Raw genomic sequence first — 18,165 nt, 5'->3', positions numbered from 1 at the left:
TTGGGGTGAGGGGGCTTCTGGCCTGAATCAGTAACTCGACTCAGGCAAGCTGGCAATGATCGAGCGATAGCTGTTCATGCGCTGTTGCTGCACGCGGCCATCTTCCAGGGCCATCAGCAATGCACAGCCCGGCTCGCGGTCATGCTTGCAGTCGCGGAAGCGGCAACGGCCGATCAGGTCGTTGAACTCGATGAACCCCGCCTCGACATCGGCACGGCTGACGTGGCCCAGGCCGAACTCACGAATACCCGGGGAGTCGATCAGATCGCCGCCGCCCGGGAAGTGGAACAAGCGCGCCGTGGTCGTGGTGTGCGTACCCTGGCCGGAAATCTCCGAGAGCGGCCCGACCCGAAGGTTGACCTCAGGCAGCAGGCTGTTGACCAGGGACGACTTGCCAACGCCCGACTGACCCACAAACACACTGATATGGCCGTCCAGTTGCGCTTGCAACTGCTGCATGCCATCGCCGTGATGGGCCGACACTTCCAGCACCGGATAACCCAGTTGACGATAAACCCCCAGCAACGCATTCAGCGCCGGTGCGTTCTGCTCGTCGATCAGGTCAGCCTTGTTGAGCAGCAACAGCGGGCGAATCCCGGCGTGCTCGGCGGCGACGAGATAGCGGTCGATCAGGTTGGCGTGCGGCTCGGGCATGGGCGCGAACACAATCACGATCATGTCGACGTTGGCTGCAACCGGCTTGAGCTGACCACGGCTGTCCGGGCGGCATAGCTCGGTCTTGCGCGGCAACTGGGCGACGATAACGCCGATGCCCTGATTGCCGGCGCGCCACACAACCGTGTCACCGGTTACCAGGGCGGGCAGGTTGGCGCGCAGGTGGCAACGGAACATCTGGCCTTTGAGCTCACCTTCCTGGGCTTCGACTTCGACCTGCACACCAAAGTGCGCGATCACCAGGCCAAGTTGCTCGGGGCCTAAATCGCCGCCTTCAAGCGCTTCGACGGCACTGGATTCGCGTTTGGCGGCGCGGGCAGCGCGCTCGCCCTGGATCTTTTCGATGCGCCAATTCTGACGACGGTTGAGCTGGCGTTTGGCCATGGGTGTTCCGTGTTGATAAAACGATAAGAAGGGTAAAACGCCGGGGAGTTTAGCACGAGGGCCGCGTGCCTAAGCTAAACTGCGCACCTAAGCACTGGAGGCCATTATGCAAAACGCGCAGAACCTGATCTGGATCGACCTGGAAATGACCGGTCTGGACCCTGACAACGACGTCATTATTGAAATGGCCACCATCGTTACCGACAGCAACCTCAATACCCTGGCTGAAGGCCCGGTCATCGCCATCCACCATAGTGATGCCGTGCTGGCGCGCATGGACGAGTGGAATACCCGTACTCATGGCGGCAGCGGCCTGACCCAGCGGGTCAAGGACAGCACCACTACTATGGCCGAAGCCGAAGCGCAGACCATCGCGTTTCTTGAGCAGTGGGTACCCAAAGGCAAATCGCCGATCTGCGGCAACAGTATCTGCCAGGACCGCCGCTTCCTGTACACCCATATGAAAGCGCTGGAAAGCTACTTCCACTATCGCAACCTGGACGTTTCGACGCTCAAGGAGCTGGTTGCACGCTGGGCGCCGGAAGTACGCGACAGCCTGGTGAAAAAGGGTACGCATCTGGCGCTGGACGACATTCGCGAGTCGATTGCCGAGCTGCAACACTACCGCAAGCATTTCATCAAATTCTAAGCTGCCGTTGATCCCCCTGTGGCAGCGGGCTTGCTCGCGATGCAAGCGACTCGGTACATCTACCGAACCGCAGCGAAGCCGTCGCGAGCAAGCCCGCTCCCACAAAGAACAGTATTTGTTGCCCGCTTTTGGTGCCAATGCCAACTGAGAGTAGACTGCGCGCCTTCTTGCAAGGATCGCTGCCATGTTGCTGATGCTTTATTTAGTTGCCATTACTGCCGAAGCCATGACCGGCGCGCTGTCTGCCGGGCGTCGGGGCATGGACTGGTTCGGTGTGGTGCTGATCGCCTGCGTCACCGCGCTAGGGGGCGGTTCGGTGCGTGACGTCCTGTTGGGGCACTACCCGCTGACGTGGGTCAAACACCCGGAATACCTGGTACTGACCACGTTCGCTGCATTGGTGACGATCTTTATCGCGCCCTTGATGCGTCATCTGCGCTCGCTGTTTCTGGTGCTTGATGCCCTGGGGCTGGTAGCGTTTACCCTGATCGGCTGCATGACCGCGTTGGAGATGGGTCAGGGCATGCTGGTGGCTTCGGTGAGCGGAGTGATTACCGGGGTCTTCGGCGGCATCCTTCGTGACATCTTCTGCAATGACATCCCGCTGATCTTCCGTCGTGAGCTGTATGCCAGCGTTTCGTTTGCTGCGGCGTGGTGTTTCTTGTTGTGTACTTATCTGGAAATGCCCAACGAACAGGCGATTTTCGTCACCTTGTTCGGCGGGCTGCTGCTGCGTTTGCTGGCGATCCGCTTTAACTGGGAAATGCCCAAGTTCGTTTATAACGACGAGCATTAAGCAACTGTGGCCGCGCCCTTGGCTCAGGCCCGCTTGGCGTGTTGTGTCAGCGCCCACTCCACATGCTCGCGCACCAGCTCCGACGGGTAATCACGCCGCGCATTCAGGGCTTCCAGCACCGGGATCGTCGACGGCGCATTGCCCAGGCCTACCGCCAGGTTGCGCAGCCAGCGTTCGTACCCGGCCCGGCGCAGCGGCGAGCCTTCGGTGCTGCTCAGGAATTTGTCTTCATCCCACATAAACAGCTCGGCCAAGCCAGCATTGTCCAGGTTATGCCGTGGCTTGAAGTCCCCTTCTGCGGTGGTGCGGGCAAAACGGTTCCAGGGGCAGACGATCTGGCAGTCATCGCAACCGAATACCCGGTTGCCGATCATCGAGCGCAATTCTTCAGGGATCGCGGTTTTCAGCTCGATGGTCAGGTACGAAATGCATTTGCGCGCATCCAGCACATAAGGCCCGACAAAGGCATTGGTGGGGCAGATGTCCAGGCAGGCGGTGCAGCGCCCGCAGTGTTCGGTTTCGTGGGGGGCGTCGACCGGTAGCGGCAAATCGACAAACAGCTCGCTCAGGAAGAAGTAGCTGCCCGCCTTGCGATTGAGCACCAGGGTGTTCTTGCCGATCCAGCCCAGACCCGCCTGTTGCGCGATGGCCTTTTCCAGTACCGGGGCGCTGTCGACAAAGGCGCGGAAGCCAAACGGGCCAATGTCCTTCTGGATGCGGTCGGCCAGTTGTTGCACGCGCTTGCGGATCAGCTTGTGATAATCGCGGCCCAGGGCATAACGTGAAACGTAGGCTTTTTCCGGTTGGGCCAGCAGCTGCGCCATATGAGTGTCACCGGGCAGGTAGTCCATGCGCAGGGAAATCACGCGCACTGTGCCGGGCACCAGCTCTTGCGGGTGTGAACGCTTGCTGCCGTGGGCGGCCATATAGTCCATGTCGCCGTGGTAGCCGGCTTCCAGCCAGCGTTGCAGATGGTGTTCGTGTTCTCCCAGGTCGAGGCCGGCAATGGCGACTTGTTGAAAGCCCAACTCGCGGCCCCATTCCTTGATGGACCGGGCGAGAGCGGGGAGGTCGGCAGTAATAGCAGGCATGGGACAAGAGAAACCGGAGCTGAGATGCGTATAATTCTGCCAGACATCGGAGCCAAACACGCATGCCGCAGACCAAACACCTGTTAGCCGACCCCCAAGGCCTTAGCGCAGACAATCTGGCGCCACTACCTCGACGAGCCCCGAGCGCCCATAAAGGCCAGTTCGGGCATGTGCTGCTGGTGGGTGGCGATCGCGGATTTGGCGGCTCGATTACCCTCAGCGCCCAGGCTGCACTACGCTGTGGCGCTGGCCTGGTATCACTGGCCACGCGCCCCGAACACGTGCCTGCTGCGCTGGTGCGGGTGCCCGAGGTGATGGTGCTCGGCGTATCGTCGGCCAACCAGTTGATGGGCGTACTGGCGCAGGCTTCGGTGGTCGTGGTGGGACCGGGTTTGGGGCAGGCGCCCTGGGGGCGCAGTCTGTTGTCGGCCGCGGCACAGGCAAAAATGCCGCAGGTGTGGGATGCCGATGCGCTTAATTTGTTGTCCAACGCAGTCATCACGCTGGCACCAGGGTCGGTGATGACCCCGCACCCGGGTGAAGCCGCACGCTTGCTGGGTATCAGCACCGGGCAGGTACAGGCCGATCGACCGGCTGCGGCCAGGGCGTTGGTTAAAAAATACTCAGCAGTGTGCGTCCTTAAAGGTGCAGGCAGTCTGATTGCAGGGCTCAATGGTGAATTGGCCATTTGCAGTCACGGCCATCCGGCAATGGCTACGGCCGGTCTTGGGGATGTGCTGGCAGGCGTGATCGGCGCGCTGCTGGCTCAGGGGTTGGGCGCTTATGACGCCGCATGCCTGGCGGTGTGGCTGCATGCCCGCGCCGGTGAGCAACAAGGACAATTGGGCCGTGGGCTGGCGGCCAGTGATTTGATTCCAGTCATTCGTCAGTTGTTGGAGGAACACGCACCGTGCACGAAATAACACTACAACTGGCCGACGAAGAGGCCATGACCGCATTTGGCGCGCGCCTGGCCACTGTCACTCAAGGTCACGGCCTGATTTTTCTCGACGGCGACCTGGGTATGGGTAAAACCACCCTGTCACGTGGCCTGATTCGCGGCCTTGGTCACACGGGTTCGGTCAAAAGCCCGACCTTCACATTGGTCGAGCCCTACGAGATTGGCGATATTCGGGCCTTCCACTTTGACCTGTATCGGCTGGTCGACCCGGAAGAGCTGGAATATATGGGGATTCGCGATTATTTCGACGAAGACGCCCTATGCTTGATCGAGTGGCCCGATAAAGGTGCAGGCTTTTTGCCAAAGCCTGACCTGACCATTACCATTAGGCCGCATAACACCGGGCGTTTGCTGACGCTGACGCCCCAAGGTTCTCGTGGCGAGTCTTGGTGTGCCGCATTGGCGCCGGAATACAAATAATGATGGGGTTTGGTATGCGCTTTCGCGCGTTAGCAAGTGTGGTGGGTGTGTTGCTCAGTGTCATGGCATTCAATGCTGTGGCCGCAACCCAGGTCAAGAGCGTGCGTCTATGGCGGGCGCCGGACAACACTCGACTGGTTTTTGATCTTACCGGGCCGGTGCAGCACAGTGTGTTTACGCTGACTGCACCTGATCGTCTGGTCATCGACATCAATGGCGCGACCCTGGGCGGGCCGCTGAATGTGCAAACAGCCAATACGCCAATCACCAGCATGCGCTCGGCGCAGCGTACCCCCACCGACCTGCGCGTGGTTATCGACCTGAAAAAGGCCGTGACCCCGAAAAGTTTCGTTCTGGCGCCCAATGCCCAGTACGGCAACCGCCTGGTGGTCGACCTGTATGACCAGGGCGCCGATCTGGCGCCAAGCCTGCCGGCCACCAACGTGGCAACGGTGCCGGTGGTGCCGGTGACGCCCGCGCAACCCGACGTTAAATTGCCGCCGATCCCGAGCGGTAAACGCAGCGTGGTGGTGGTGATCGATGCCGGCCACGGCGGTGAAGACCCGGGGGCCTCGGGCTCGGCTGGCCAGCGTGAAAAAGACGTGGTGTTGGCGATTGCCAAAGAACTGCAGCGCCAGATCAACGGCATGAAAGGCTTCAGGGCCGAGCTGACGCGTACCGGCGACTACTTTATCCCGCTGCGTGGCCGCACCGAAATCGCCCGCAAGAAAGGCGCCGACCTGTTTGTCTCGATCCATGCCGATGCGGCCCCGTCCAAAGCTGCCTTTGGTGCTTCGGTGTTTGCCCTGTCTGAACGCGGCGCGACTTCCGAGACGGCGCGCTGGCTGGCCGACAGCGAAAACCGCTCCGACCTGATCGGTGGCGCAGGCAACGTCAGCCTCGATGACAAGGACCGCATGCTGGCGGGTGTATTGCTTGACCTGTCGATGACCGCGTCGCTGACCTCCAGCCTCAACGTCGGGCAAAAAGTGCTGAGCAACATAGGTCGGGTCACCCCGCTGCACAAGCAGCGCGTGGAGCAGGCCGGGTTTATGGTGCTGAAGTCGCCGGACATTCCGTCGATTCTCGTCGAGACCGGGTTTATCTCGAACTCCAACGAAGCGTCCAAGCTGGCTTCGAGCAGTCACCAGCAAGCGCTGGCCCGTTCGATCAGCAGCGGCGTACGCCAGTTCTTCCAGCAAAATCCGCCGCCGGGCACTTATATCGCCTGGCTGCGTGACACCGGCAAAATCGCCCAGGGTGCCCGCGAACACACGGTTCGTCCCGGCGAAACCCTGGCGATGATCGCTGTACGCTATCAAGTGGGCGTGGCGACATTGCGCTCGAGCAACAGCCTGAAAACCGATGAGTTGAAGGTCGGCCAGAACCTGAATATTCCGGCAACTGCCCTGGCGGCACAGTAATGAGTGATGAAGCATTGAGCAGCAGCGCGCGGATTGAATTGCTCAGCCCGCGCCTGGCCAACCAGATCGCTGCGGGCGAAGTAGTTGAACGCCCGGCTTCGGTGATCAAGGAACTGCTGGAAAACAGCCTCGATTCGGGTGCCAAGCGCATTGATGTGGACGTGGAGCAGGCCGGGATCAAGCTGCTGCGGGTACGTGACGATGGCAGCGGTATTTCCAGCGACGACTTGCCGTTGGCGCTGGCCCGTCACGCCACCAGCAAGATTCGTGATCTGGAAGACCTTGAGCGGGTGATGAGCCTGGGCTTTCGCGGTGAGGCGCTGGCTTCCATCAGTTCCGTGGCGCGCCTGACCCTGACCTCGCGCACCCGTGGTGCCGATCAGGCCTGGCAGGTCGAGACCGAAGGCCGCGACATGGCGCCCCGGGTTCAGCCGGCTGCGCATCCGGTGGGCACCTCGGTTGAAGTGCGCGACCTGTTTTTCAACACCCCGGCACGGCGCAAATTTCTCAAAACCGAAAAGACCGAATTCGATCACCTGCAGGAAGTGATCAAGCGCCTGGCGCTGGCACGTTTTGATGTGGCGTTCAATTTGCGCCACAACGGCAAGTCCATCCTCAACCTGCACGAAGCCCGCGACGATACTGCCCGCGCCCGGCGTGTGGCGGCCGTGTGCGGCTCCGCGTTCCTGGAACAGGCAATGCCCATCGAGGTTGAACGCAATGGTTTGCACCTGTGGGGCTGGGTCGGTTTGCCGACTTTTTCCCGCAGTCAGGCGGACTTGCAGTACTTCTATGTCAATGGCCGCGCAGTACGCGACAAACTGGTGGCCCATGCGGTGCGCCAGGCGTATCGCGATGTGCTGTTCAATGGTCGCCACCCGACCTTTGTGCTGTTCTTTGAGGTCGACCCCTCGGTGGTCGACGTCAACGTACACCCGACCAAGCACGAAGTACGCTTCCGTGACGGGCGCATGGTGCATGATTTCCTCTATGGCACTTTGCACCGTGCTCTGGGTGACGTTCGTCCCGAAGACCAACTGGCCGCACCAGCGCCGGTGCCCGGGGCCGAGCGCCCGACGGGGCTGGATGCTGGCGAATTCGGCCCGCAGGGTGAAATGCGTCTGGCGGCCAATGTGCTGGAGCAGCCGCAGTCGGCCCCGTCACCGCATGTGGCAGGTTCGGGCGCTGGTGCGGGCTATCAGTACCAATACCGTCCGCAGTCCTCCGCGCCCCCGGTGCCCGTTGAAGAAGCGCGCAATGCCTATCGCGAGTTTTTCGCACCATTGCCTGAGGCCAATGCCGCGCCTCTGCCGGACGGGCAAGGTGATATTCCGCCGCTCGGCTTTGCTCTGGCCCAGCTCAAGGGCATTTATATCCTCGCGGAAAACGCCCAGGGGTTGGTGCTGGTGGATATGCACGCGGCCCATGAGCGGATCATGTATGAGCGTCTGAAAATCGCCATGGCCAGTGAAGGCCTGAGTGGTCAGCCGCTGCTGGTGCCGGAATCGATTGCGGTCAGCCAGCGGGAAGCCGATTGCGCCGAAGAACACGCCGAGTGGTTCCAGCGCCTGGGCTTCGAGTTGCAACGCCTTGGCCCGGAAACCCTGGCCATCCGCCAGATTCCGGCCCTGCTCAAGCAGGCCGAGGCCCAGCGACTGGTTCACGACGTACTGGCCGACCTGATGGAATACGGCACCAGTGACCGGATCCAGGCGCACCTCAACGAGCTGCTCGGCACCATGGCCTGCCACGGTGCGATCCGCGCCAATCGCCGTTTGGCGATCCCGGAAATGAACGGTCTGTTGCGTGATATGGAAAACACCGAGCGCAGCGGTCAGTGCAATCATGGTCGTCCCACCTGGACCCAAATGGGCCTGGACGACTTGGACAAACTCTTTTTGCGCGGTCGCTGATGACAGGTTCCAACGCTTTACCCCCGGCTATTTTCCTGATGGGGCCGACGGCCGCCGGCAAGACCGACCTGGCCATCGAGCTGAGCAAGGTGCTGCCGTGCGAGCTGATCAGTGTCGACTCGGCGCTGGTCTATCGCGGCATGGACATCGGCACTGCCAAGCCGTCGAAAGAAATTCTGGCGGCTCACCCGCATCAGTTGATCGACATTCTCGACCCGGCCGAGAGCTATTCGGCGGCCGATTTTCGTCGCGATGCGCTCAAGGCCATGGCCGAGATCACGGCGCGAGGCAATATCCCGCTGCTGGTGGGCGGCACCATGCTCTATTACAAGGCACTGATTGACGGCCTGGCCGACATGCCTCCGGCGGACCCCGAGGTGCGCGCGCAGCTTGAAGAAGAGGCGCAGCGCCTTGGCTGGCAGGCCCTGCACGATCAGTTGGCAGCCATAGATCCGGAGTCTGCCGCGCGAATTCACCCCAATGATCCGCAGCGTCTGACCCGGGCGCTTGAGGTTTATCGGGTCAGCGGCATGAGCGTGACGGCCCATCGGCAAAAACAATCTGAACAAACGACTAAAGCAGCGGCTTCTGGGCACAGCCAATTGCCCTATACTGTCGCGAATCTGGCCATCGCTCCGGCGAACCGTCAGGTGCTGCATGAGCGAATTGCACTAAGATTCGGGCAGATGCTGGAACAGGGGTTCATTGACGAGGTCATAAACCTGCGCAACAGAAGTGACCTGCATGCCGGGTTGCCGTCTATACGTGCAGTGGGTTACCGCCAAGTCTGGGACTACCTCGACGGCAAGCTGACAGCGGCCGAGATGCAGGAGCGCGGCATCATAGCCACGCGCCAGTTGGCCAAGCGCCAGTTCACCTGGTTGCGCAGCTGGAATGATTTGCATTGGCTTGACAGTCTGGACTGCGACAATCTGCCACGAGCCTTGAAATACCTGGAATCGGTCTCCATATTGAGCTGAGTCTTGGCAAATGCCGTCTATCCTATGGATGTGGCGACAGCGGTCATCTAATTTTTGTTTCTATTTTTTATCCTTACAGGAGTGCGGCATATGTCAAAAGGGCATTCGCTACAAGACCCTTACTTGAATACTTTGCGTAAAGAGAAGGTTGGCGTTTCCATCTATCTGGTCAACGGGATCAAGCTGCAGGGGACCATCGAGTCTTTCGACCAGTTCGTGATCCTGCTGAAAAACACCGTCAGCCAAATGGTTTACAAGCACGCAATTTCGACAGTCGTACCAGTACGTCCAATTCGTCTGCCTAGCGCAACCGAATCGGATCTGGCAGACGCTGAACCAGGTAATGCCTAAATAGGAGCATCCTTTGTTCTTTGAGCGCCACGGTGGTGGTGAGCGAGCGATCCTCGTTCACTTGGAAGGACAGGACCCTGAGGCGCGCGAAGATCCGCAGGAGTTCCAGGAGTTAGCTGTGTCGGCTGGCGCCGATACCGTCGCGTTTTTTAACGTGCCGCGTCATCGGCCATCGGCCAAATACCTGATTGGCAGTGGCAAGGTCGAGGAGTTGCGCGATCTGGTCAAGGCCGAGAAGGTCGACATCGTGATTTTCAATCACGTACTCACGCCCAGTCAGGAACGTAACCTCGAACGTGTTTTCGAGTGTCGCGTGCTTGACCGTACCGGGCTGATTCTCGATATCTTCGCTCAACGCGCCCGTACCCATGAGGGTAAGCTGCAAGTCGAACTGGCTCAGCTTGACCACATGAGCACGCGTCTTGTACGCGGCTGGACTCACCTTGAGCGTCAAGGTGGCGGCATTGGCATGCGCGGGCCGGGTGAAACCCAGCTCGAAACCGACCGCCGACTGTTGCGTGTGCGCATCAGCCAGATCAAAGCCCGTCTGAAAAAAGTCCGCAGTCAACGCGAGCAGTCCCGTAGAGGGCGCCAACGCGCCGATATTCCTACAGTGTCGCTGGTGGGCTATACCAACGCCGGTAAATCCACGCTGTTCAACAAGGTCACCGGCTCTGACGTCTTTGCCGCCGACCAGTTGTTCGCCACGCTAGACCCGACCCTGCGCCGCCTTGATCTGGGCGACCTGGGGCCGATCGTGCTGGCCGACACCGTGGGCTTTATTCGTCATCTTCCGCACAAGCTAGTTGAAGCATTCCGGTCTACGCTCGAAGAGTCGAGCAATTCCGATCTGCTGCTGCATGTGATCGATGCGCACGAGCCTGAGCGCATGGCGCAGATCGAGCAGGTGATGGTGGTACTGGGCGAAATCGGTGCGCAGGACTTGCCGATTCTCGAGGTCTACAACAAAATCGATTTGCTTGAAGGTGTCGAGCCGCAGATCCAGCGTGATGCCGATGGCAAGCCGCAGCGGGTCTGGTTGTCGGCCCGTGATGGTCAAGGGCTGGAGTTGCTTGAGCAGGCCATCGCCGAGTTGCTGGGCAATGATTTGTTCGTGGGCACCTTGCGCTTGCCGCAACGTTTTGCTCGACTGCGTGCACAGTTCTTCGAACTGGGGGTTGTGCAAAAAGAACAGCATGACGATGAGGGCTCCAGTCTGTTGGACGTACGCCTGCCGCGATCCGAGCTCAATCGCTTGGTCAGCCGCGAAGGGATGCAGCCGCTGGAATTCATCGAAGAACACACTTTGCAATAAAAGCCTCGCAAAGCGGTCGTGCCGCTGTGATAGGCATTCTGTAGCATTGGTCGGCGCGCCGTGGGCGCGTCTTTGCTTTATCAGATGGAGAGCGCTATGGCTTGGAATGAGCCGGGTGGCAACTCGAACAATCAAGATCCTTGGGGTGGCAAACGCCCTAAAAATGGCGACCGCAAGGGGCCACCAGATCTCGACGAGGCCTTCCGAAAGCTGCAGGAAAGCCTGAATGGGTTGTTCGGTGGTGGGAAAAAACGTACTGGCGGCAGCGGCAGTGAGGGTGGTTCGAATGGCAAGGGCACCGGCTACGGTCTGCTCGGCATCGGCCTCGTCGTGCTGGCGGCTGCCTGGCTTTACAGCGCCGTGTATGTAGTCGATGAGCAGGAGCAAGCCGTGGTGCTGCGCCTGGGCAAGTACTACGACACCGTTGGGCCGGGCCTGAATATCTACTTCCCGCCGTTCGACAAAAAGTACATGGAGAACGTGACGCGTGAGCGTGCGTACACCAAGCAGGGTCAAATGCTGACTGAAGACGAAAACATCGTCGAAGTGCCGCTGACCGTGCAGTACAAGATCAGCAACCTGCGCGACTTCGTGCTGAATGTTGATCAACCGGAAGTCAGCTTGCAGCAGGCTACCGACAGCGCCTTGCGTCACGTCGTGGGTTCCACGTCGATGGATCAGGTGCTGACCGAAGGCCGTGAGCAAATGGCCGTGGAAATCAAGGAACGCCTGCAGCGTTTCCTCGATACCTACAAGACCGGTATCACCGTGACCCAGGTCAACGTACAGAACGCAGCCGCACCGCGTGAAGTACAGGAAGCCTTCGATGACGTGATCCGTGCCCGAGAAGACGAGCAGCGTGCCCGCAACCAGGCCGAAAGCTATGCCAACGGCGTTGTACCGGAAGCACGTGGTCAGGCCCAGCGCATCATCGAAGATGCCAACGGCTACCGTGATGAAGTGGTTTCCCGCGCCAAGGGTGAGGCTGACCGCTTTACCAAACTGGTTGCCGAGTACCGCAAAAATCCTGAAGTGACCCGCGACCGTCTGTATCTGGACACCATGCAGGAAGTCTTCAGCAACACCAGCAAGGTACTCGTGACCGGTAACAAAAACGGCCAGAGCAACCTGCTTTACTTGCCGTTGGACAAAATGATCGAAGGCCGTAATGGCAGCGCCCCGGCAACGGGTTCGGCAGCCGCAGCGAGCAATACTGATTCCGGCTCGCACGTCAGCACGGATCTGCCGCCACAACCGCGCACCAGGGAGAGCCGCTGATGAGCAATAAATCGCTGGTTGCCCTTATTGTTGCTGTTGTCGTGGGGATCGTTGCCTGGAACAGCTTCTACATCGTCTCGCAAACCGAGCGTGCTGTACTGCTGCGCTTTGGCCGTGTGGTCCAGGCTGACGTTCAGCCGGGCCTGCATGTGAAGATTCCTTACGTCAACCAGGTGCGCAAGTTCGACGCCCGCCTGATGACGCTGGACGCGCCGACTCAGCGTTTCCTGACGCTGGAAAAGAAAGCGGTCATGGTTGATGCCTTCGCCAAGTGGCGTGTGAAAGATGCCGAGCGCTTCTACACCGCAACTTCGGGCATGAAACAGATTGCTGACGAACGTCTGTCGCGTCGTCTGGAATCCGGTCTGCGTGACCAGTTCGGCAAGCGCACCCTGCACGAAGTAGTGTCGGGTGAGCGTGATGCGTTGATGGCTGACATCACTGCATCGTTGAACAAAATGGCTGAAAAAGAGCTGGGCATTGAAGTGGTCGACGTTCGCGTCAAGGCCATCGACCTGCCAAAAGAAGTAAACCGCAGCGTTTTCGAACGTATGAGCACCGAACGTGAGCGTGAAGCACGCGAGCATCGGGCCAAGGGTAACGAACTGGCAGAAGGCATTCGTGCTGACGCCGACCGTCAACGTCGTGTTCTGCTGGCTGAAGCTTATCGTCAGTCCGAAGAAGCACGCGGTGATGGCGATGCCCAGGCAGCTTCGATCTACTCCAAGGCTTATGGCCAGGATCAGGAGTTCTACAAGTTCTATCGCAGCCTGCGCGCTTACCGCGAAAGCTTCGCGAGCAAGAACGATGTGCTGGTTCTGGACCCAAGCAGCGATTTCTTCCGCTACCTGGAAAAATCCAAGCCTTCGCAGCAGTAAAAGCGCTTCAAGCCTGTGGGAGCAGGCTTGCTCGCGATGCAAGCAACTCGGTCTGTCTGCTAAATCGAGTTGATGCCATCGCGAGCAAGCCCGCTCCCACACTGTTTTCAGAAGGGTTGGCATGTTCATCACAGGCCCTGATTCACTCCGCTTGGCGGTCAAATGGCCTCGCAGGGTGATCCTTTTAGAAAACGGGTGTATGATGCGGCAGCCGGGAAATTCCCGGCTTTTTTGCGTCTGCATGTTTGATTGTCCGAATGGCTGTTACAGCATCGGCAGAATTTTCGAGGAATGTGCGAGCCTGTCGTTCAGGCTTTTTTGCTGTGCGCGTTCAAGACGCAGCCACGTTCTGCTTTACTCAAGGCTCGCCTGCTGGCTGGCCGCCCGGATCACAGGGGAATGGCGTAATGGCAACGGTAGACCGCTGGCTTTTGCCAGATGGCATCGAAGAAGTACTTCCACCTGAAGCTGCCCGCATTGAAGTGGCGCGCCGTCAGGTGTTGGATCTGTTCCAGAGCTGGGGCTATGAGTTCGTCGTGACCCCGCATATCGAATACCTGGAGTCCCTGCTGACAGGGGCTGGCCAGGACCTCGACTTGCGTACCTTCAAGGTGATTGACCCGCAAACGGGTCGCCAGATGGGTTTTCGTGCCGACATCACGCCGCAAGTGGCGCGTATCGATGCGCATACCCTGCGTCGTGAAGGCCCGAGCCGTCTGTGCTACGCCGGCAGCGTGCTGCATGCTCAACCGCGTGCACTGTCATCCTCGCGCAGCCCGATCCAGCTGGGCGCCGAGTTGTATGGCGATGCAAGCCCGAGCAGCGATGTTGAAGTGATCAGCCTGATGCTGGCCATGCTGCAACTGGCCGATGTGCCGGATGTGCACATGGACCTGGGGCATGTTGGTATTTACCGTGGTCTGGCCCGTGCGGCCAACCTGTCGGTTGAAGTGGAACAACAATTGTTCGACGCCCTGCAACGCAAGGCGATCGACGAAGTAACGGCCTTGACCCAAGGCTTGCCGGCCGATTTGGCGGGCATGCTGCAGGCCTTGGTTGGTTTGTGTGGCGGTCACGAAGTTCTGGCTGCTGCGCGCGAGCGTCTGGCCAAGGCTCCGGCTCAAGTGCTGGCAGCTCTGGACGACCTGGTGGCGATTGCCGAAGGGTTGTCTGTGCGTTTCCCGCAGTTGCCGTTGTACTTTGACCTGGGCGAGTTGCGTGGGTATCACTACCACACAGGTGTAGTGTTTGCGGTATTTGTACCGGGCGTTGGGGACTCCATCGCCCAAGGCGGTCGTTATGACGACATTGGTGCTGTTTTCGGGCGTGCCCGGCCGGCAACCGGCTTTTCGACCGATTTGAAAACCCTGGTGACCCTGGGGCGTGCGGAAGTCAAGTTGCCGTCTGGTGGTATCTGGATGCCAGACAGCACCGATGCGGCACTCTGGCAGCAGGTTTGCCAGCTTCGCAGTGAAGGCCAGCGTGTGGTTCAGGCGTTGCCTGGGCAACAGCAGGCTGGTGCCCTGGAGGCAGACTGCGACCGCCAATTGATTCAGCAGAATGGCCTGTGGCAAGTAGTGCCGCTGGTTTCTTGAGTTTTCCTGCCGGCGGCTGCCGGCACCAAGTTTGCGCGAATGAGGACAAGTGTTATGGGTAAGAATGTCGTAGTCCTGGGCACCCAATGGGGTGATGAGGGCAAAGGCAAGATCGTTGATCTGCTGACCGAACATGCTGCCGCTGTAGTGCGTTACCAAGGTGGCCACAACGCTGGCCACACGCTGGTAATCGACGGCGAAAAAACCGTATTGCACCTGATTCCGTCGGGCGTGTTGCGCGAAGGCGTGCAATGCCTGATCGGCAACGGTGTCGTGGTTGCTCCCGACGCCCTGCTGCGTGAAATCATCAAGCTGGAAGAGAAAGGCGTACCGGTGCGCGAGCGCCTGCGTATCAGCCCGTCCTGCCCGCTGATCCTGTCGTTCCACGTGGCGCTGGACCAGGCCCGTGAAAAAGCCCGTGGCGAGCTGAAGATCGGTACGACCGGTCGCGGTATCGGCCCGGCTTACGAAGACAAAGTTGCCCGTCGTGGCCTGCGTGTTGGCGACCTGCTGAACATGCCGCGCTTTGAAGCCAAACTGCGTGAACTGGTGGATTACCACAACTTCATGCTGGTTGGTTACTACAAAGAGCCGGCTATCGACTTCGACAAGACCCTGGCCGAGTGCAAGGAATACGCCGAGCTGCTCAAGCCGTTGATGCTGGACGTGACAGCCGAGCTGCACGACCTGCGTCGCGCTGGCAAGGACATCATGTTCGAAGGCGCCCAGGGTTCGTTGCTGGACATCGACCACGGTACCTACCCGTACGTGACCAGCTCCAACACCACCGCTGGCGGCGTTGCGACCGGTTCGGGCGTTGGCCCGATGTTCCTGGACTACATCCTGGGCATCACCAAGGCTTACACCACTCGCGTAGGTTCGGGCCCGTTCCCGACTGAGCTGTTCGACGACGTTGGCGCTCACCTGGCCAAGCAAGGTCACGAGTTCGGTGCTACCACCGGCCGTGCCCGTCGTTGCGGCTGGTTCGACGCCGTTATCCTGCGTCGCGCTATCGATGTGAACAGCATCTCGGGCATCTGCCTGACCAAGCTGGACGTACTCGACGGTCTGGAAACCATCAACATTTGCGTTGGCTACAAAGACGCAAACGGTGTTGATGTTGCACCGACCGACGCTGACAGCTACGTAGGCCTGCAGCCTGTGTACGAAGAAGTGCCGGGCTGGACTGAATCGACCGTGGGTGCCAAAACCCTGGAAGAGCTGCCAGCCAACGCTCGCGCTTACATCACGCGCGTAGAAGAGCTGATCGGCGCTCCGATCGACATCATTTCGACTGGCCCGGACCGCAACGAGACCATCGTTCTGCGTCACCCGTTCGCTTAAGTCGCTGTTGATGTAAAACAAAAGGCCCTTCGGGGCCTTTTGTCGTTTCTGCCTGTTGTGCGGCACGACCCTTGCTGTGAAAACCGTCAATAAGCGTGCTATCAAAATAATGGCACCTAAGTGGAGGGTTTTCCGTGTCTGCCGTTCTCTCACTGTTACAAAGCCGTCTGCTGCGGCCTGTATTCGTTACCCTAGGTATCGCTCTTTTGGTGCAGGTTTTGGTGGCTGTTGCACTGACACGGAGCACGGTGACGGCGTTGGAGTCTGATCTGGATGCGCGTCTGGGGGCAGACAGCCAAAAGCTCACCGCGGAACTGGAGCAGGCCGGGCGTGAAGTTAAAAGCAGCCTTGACGCGTTGTCTGCCAGCACCCGGCAGCGTTTGACCGCGGGCCTGGAGCCACGCTTGAAAGACGAGCAAATGCAGCTCAGGCAATCGCTGGAGAAGAACCTGCAGGACTCGGCAAACGACATGGCGCAACTGCTGGCAGCTGTAGCGCCGCGTGCCATATGGGATAGCGACGTGCCCACGCTGTCCGATTTCGCCCGACGCGCTCAACGTAATCCTAATGTGTTATTCGTGGTGTACGACGATGCCACGGGGCAGCATCTGACCCGCTATCTCAATCGTGATAACCCGATCAACCAGGCGCTTTTGGCCAAGGGCAATGGCGAGCGGGCGCTGGATAAAGTGCTCGATGCGGCCCGCCATGATCCGTCGGTGTACTACCTCGAAGCCTCTATCAACCCCAATGGCGTCGAGATCGGCAAAGTGCTGATGGGGGTTTCCACCGCCTCGGTTGAGCAGGACCTGGCGGCCCTCGACCAGCGCTTTTCGACGTTGATAGCCAATAGCGGGCAACTGGTCGGCGAAAGCTTGCAAGGTGCTGCCAGCGACAGTTCGGCAGCACTGGGCGCGCGTCTGGAGTCGGCGCAGGCAGCGGCGGCGCAGATGCAGGCCAATACCGCGCAGACCGTGCGCGAGGCGGCGGACACCTTGCGCTGGCGTATTGGCATGGGGCTGGCGATTGTCGGATTTGGTGTGTTGCTGTTACTGGCGGTGGTGCTGGGGCGGCGGGTGGTCAACAAGTTGCTGCTGCTGATTGCCGCGCTGGATGACCTGGCCGCAGGCGAAGGCGATTTGACCAAGCGTGTAGGCCTGAACAGCAAGGATGAAATCGGCGATATGGCGGCGGCGGTTAACCGCTTTGTCGACAAGCTGCAGCCCATCGTGCGTGAGGCGGGTGATGTGGCGCAGCGCACCGGGGTGGAGATCGGTGTGATGACCTTGCGCAATGCCGGGGCCGATGCTGCCGCGCAGTTACAGCGCGATGAAGTAGCTCAGAGCCTGCATGCACTGTCGACCATGGCAGATGCAGCCCAGTCGGAAAGCCAGGCGATGCAGGCGGCGCTCCGGCAGGTGGTTGATATTCGTCAGGCTACTGATGAAAACACTCGCACCTCGGCCAAGGTCGGGGGGCTGATCGAGGCGCTGGCCGGACAGGTGGGCGAGGGAGCCAAGGTGATCGAGCGTCTGGCGCAGCAAAGTGAGCAGATTGAAGTGGTGCTGACGGTGATTCACGGCATCGCCGAGCAAACCAATCTGCTGGCTTTGAACGCGGCCATTGAAGCCGCGAGGGCGGGGGAGACTGGGCGTGGTTTTGCTGTGGTAGCCGATGAAGTGCGGGCTCTGGCCAGCAAAACCCAAAGCTCTACCGGTGATATTCAGGCGCATATCGTGGCCTTGCAGCAGGGAGCCAGGGAAGCCGTGGCGGCCATTGGCTTGGCGGGGCGTCAGGCCGATGAGGGCCTGGCGGTGCTGCGCGGCAGCGTGCAGTTGCAAAAGACCATGCAGGTATCGGTCGAGCAGGTGCATAGCGCGATTGGTGATGCGACCAAAGCTGCCGAGCATCAGGCGCAAGGAGCGTATGCGGTGCGTGGGCGGGTGGAAGTGATCCATGCCCAGGCCGAGCGTGCGGCCGAGGCGGTGACCCAGACCACGGCCAGCGGCAAGGTGCTGGACGGGTTGGCGGCGCAGCTCAAGGCGAGTCTTGGGCAGTTCCGGGCGTAGAGAAGCGGGGCTGCCCCTGTGGGAGCGGGCTTGCTCGCGATG

General features: G+C 60.0%; 16 protein-coding genes and 1 pseudogene. 15 read left to right on the top strand and 2 right to left on the bottom strand.

Annotation, left to right across the window (positions count from 1 at the left end):
- Positions 1-27: 27 nt before the first annotated feature.
- Positions 28-1,059: a small ribosomal subunit biogenesis GTPase RsgA gene (gene rsgA, locus ACP7BE_RS19315; RefSeq protein ID WP_095000948.1), complete on the bottom strand. Its 1,032-nt coding sequence runs from the start codon at positions 1,057-1,059 to the stop codon at positions 28-30.
- 106 nt (positions 1,060-1,165) lie between these two features.
- Between rsgA and orn the strand changes: the two genes are divergently transcribed.
- Both orn and ACP7BE_RS19305 read left to right on the top strand, forming a co-directional pair.
- Positions 1,166-1,708, top strand: coding sequence for an oligoribonuclease (gene orn, locus ACP7BE_RS19310; RefSeq protein WP_086799078.1), 543 nt, complete (start codon positions 1,166-1,168; stop codon positions 1,706-1,708).
- Between the two features lie 184 nt (positions 1,709-1,892).
- Positions 1,893-2,504, top strand: a complete 612-nt coding sequence (locus ACP7BE_RS19305; protein WP_019826256.1) for a trimeric intracellular cation channel family protein — start codon at positions 1,893-1,895, stop codon at positions 2,502-2,504.
- 23 nt (positions 2,505-2,527) lie between these two features.
- On the opposite strand, the gene queG is transcribed toward ACP7BE_RS19305, so the two are convergent.
- On the bottom strand, positions 2,528-3,595 hold the full coding sequence (gene queG, locus ACP7BE_RS19300; protein ID WP_095000949.1) for a tRNA epoxyqueuosine(34) reductase QueG: 1,068 nt from the start codon (positions 3,593-3,595) through the stop codon (positions 2,528-2,530).
- 62 nt (positions 3,596-3,657) lie between these two features.
- Here queG and ACP7BE_RS19295 point away from each other — a divergent pair, with 62 nt between their 5' ends.
- The 13 genes and pseudogenes from ACP7BE_RS19295 to ACP7BE_RS19235 all read left to right on the top strand — a co-directional run bounded on the left by ACP7BE_RS19295 (position 3,658) and on the right by ACP7BE_RS19235 (position 18,123).
- Entirely contained in the window at positions 3,658-4,518 is an 861-nt protein-coding gene (locus tag ACP7BE_RS19295; protein WP_218723335.1) for an NAD(P)H-hydrate dehydratase, read from the top strand.
- The gene (tsaE, locus tag ACP7BE_RS19290; RefSeq protein ID WP_016783300.1) at positions 4,506-4,976 is read left to right on the top strand and encodes a tRNA (adenosine(37)-N6)-threonylcarbamoyltransferase complex ATPase subunit type 1 TsaE; all 471 of its coding nucleotides are present in this window, start codon (positions 4,506-4,508) and stop codon (positions 4,974-4,976) included. Before ACP7BE_RS19295 ends, tsaE begins: the two co-directional genes overlap by 13 nt.
- Positions 4,977-4,978: 2 nt before the next feature.
- On the top strand, positions 4,979-6,400 hold the full coding sequence (locus tag ACP7BE_RS19285) for an N-acetylmuramoyl-L-alanine amidase (protein ID WP_198417412.1): 1,422 nt from the start codon (positions 4,979-4,981) through the stop codon (positions 6,398-6,400).
- 14 nt (positions 6,401-6,414) lie between these two features.
- On the top strand, positions 6,415-8,313 hold the full coding sequence (mutL, locus tag ACP7BE_RS19280) for a DNA mismatch repair endonuclease MutL (protein ID WP_165446536.1): 1,899 nt from the start codon (positions 6,415-6,417) through the stop codon (positions 8,311-8,313).
- Positions 8,313-9,293, top strand: a complete 981-nt coding sequence (gene miaA / locus ACP7BE_RS19275) for a tRNA (adenosine(37)-N6)-dimethylallyltransferase MiaA (protein ID WP_095000952.1) — start codon at positions 8,313-8,315, stop codon at positions 9,291-9,293. The genes mutL and miaA overlap by 1 nt, the downstream gene beginning before the upstream one ends.
- A gap of 90 nt (positions 9,294-9,383) precedes the next feature.
- Positions 9,384-9,644, top strand: a complete 261-nt coding sequence (hfq, locus tag ACP7BE_RS19270) for an RNA chaperone Hfq (protein WP_016783304.1) — start codon at positions 9,384-9,386, stop codon at positions 9,642-9,644.
- Positions 9,645-9,657: 13 nt separating this feature from the next.
- A complete protein-coding gene (gene hflX / locus ACP7BE_RS19265) occupies positions 9,658-10,959 on the top strand; it encodes a ribosome rescue GTPase HflX (protein ID WP_095000953.1) in 1,302 nt (433 codons plus the stop codon).
- Between the two features lie 96 nt (positions 10,960-11,055).
- The gene (gene hflK, locus ACP7BE_RS19260; protein WP_426106906.1) at positions 11,056-12,237 is read left to right on the top strand and encodes an FtsH protease activity modulator HflK; all 1,182 of its coding nucleotides are present in this window, start codon (positions 11,056-11,058) and stop codon (positions 12,235-12,237) included.
- The gene (hflC, locus tag ACP7BE_RS19255) at positions 12,237-13,115 is read left to right on the top strand and encodes a protease modulator HflC (RefSeq protein WP_095000955.1); all 879 of its coding nucleotides are present in this window, start codon (positions 12,237-12,239) and stop codon (positions 13,113-13,115) included. The genes hflK and hflC overlap by 1 nt, the downstream gene beginning before the upstream one ends.
- 407 nt (positions 13,116-13,522) lie before the next feature.
- On the top strand, positions 13,523-14,710 hold the full coding sequence (locus tag ACP7BE_RS19250) for an ATP phosphoribosyltransferase regulatory subunit (RefSeq protein WP_095000956.1): 1,188 nt from the start codon (positions 13,523-13,525) through the stop codon (positions 14,708-14,710).
- 54 nt (positions 14,711-14,764) lie between these two features.
- On the top strand, positions 14,765-16,054 hold the full coding sequence (locus ACP7BE_RS19245; RefSeq protein ID WP_016783309.1) for an adenylosuccinate synthase: 1,290 nt from the start codon (positions 14,765-14,767) through the stop codon (positions 16,052-16,054).
- 419 nt (positions 16,055-16,473) lie between these two features.
- Positions 16,474-17,217: pseudogene (locus ACP7BE_RS19240) on the top strand (methyl-accepting chemotaxis protein); the annotation flags it as partial.
- A 21-nt stretch (positions 17,218-17,238) separates the two neighbouring features.
- Positions 17,239-18,123, top strand: coding sequence for a methyl-accepting chemotaxis protein (locus tag ACP7BE_RS19235; protein ID WP_370688628.1), 885 nt, complete (start codon positions 17,239-17,241; stop codon positions 18,121-18,123).
- The last annotated feature ends 42 nt before the right edge of the window (positions 18,124-18,165 follow it).

Source organism: Pseudomonas sp. TWR1-1-3 (assembly GCF_049896805.1).
Classification (GTDB): Bacteria; Pseudomonadota; Gammaproteobacteria; order Pseudomonadales; family Pseudomonadaceae; genus Aquipseudomonas; species Aquipseudomonas bubulae.
The sequence above is the reverse complement of the archived record's forward strand: the minus strand, read 5'-3'. Positions and strand labels throughout refer to the sequence as shown.

Excerpts from the sequence above, each read along its gene's own strand:
- hflC (WP_095000955.1), top strand. The coding sequence starts at position 12,237 with ATGAGCAATAAATCGCTGGTTGCCCTTATTGTTGCTGTTGTCGTGGGG.
- ACP7BE_RS19305 (WP_019826256.1), top strand. The coding sequence starts at position 1,893 with ATGTTGCTGATGCTTTATTTAGTTGCCATTACTGCCGAAGCCATGACC.
- ACP7BE_RS19250 (WP_095000956.1), top strand. The coding sequence starts at position 13,523 with ATGGCAACGGTAGACCGCTGGCTTTTGCCAGATGGCATCGAAGAAGTA.
- ACP7BE_RS19295 (WP_218723335.1), top strand. The coding sequence starts at position 3,658 with ATGCCGCAGACCAAACACCTGTTAGCCGACCCCCAAGGCCTTAGCGCA.
- ACP7BE_RS19285 (WP_198417412.1), top strand. The coding sequence starts at position 4,979 with ATGGGGTTTGGTATGCGCTTTCGCGCGTTAGCAAGTGTGGTGGGTGTG.
- queG (WP_095000949.1), bottom strand. The coding sequence starts at position 3,595 with ATGCCTGCTATTACTGCCGACCTCCCCGCTCTCGCCCGGTCCATCAAG.
- orn (WP_086799078.1), top strand. The coding sequence starts at position 1,166 with ATGCAAAACGCGCAGAACCTGATCTGGATCGACCTGGAAATGACCGGT.
- rsgA (WP_095000948.1), bottom strand. The coding sequence starts at position 1,059 with ATGGCCAAACGCCAGCTCAACCGTCGTCAGAATTGGCGCATCGAAAAG.
- ACP7BE_RS19235 (WP_370688628.1), top strand. The coding sequence starts at position 17,239 with ATGGCGGCGGCGGTTAACCGCTTTGTCGACAAGCTGCAGCCCATCGTG.
- miaA (WP_095000952.1), top strand. The coding sequence starts at position 8,313 with ATGACAGGTTCCAACGCTTTACCCCCGGCTATTTTCCTGATGGGGCCG.
- hflK (WP_426106906.1), top strand. The coding sequence starts at position 11,056 with ATGGCTTGGAATGAGCCGGGTGGCAACTCGAACAATCAAGATCCTTGG.
- ACP7BE_RS19245 (WP_016783309.1), top strand. The coding sequence starts at position 14,765 with ATGGGTAAGAATGTCGTAGTCCTGGGCACCCAATGGGGTGATGAGGGC.
- hfq (WP_016783304.1), top strand. The coding sequence starts at position 9,384 with ATGTCAAAAGGGCATTCGCTACAAGACCCTTACTTGAATACTTTGCGT.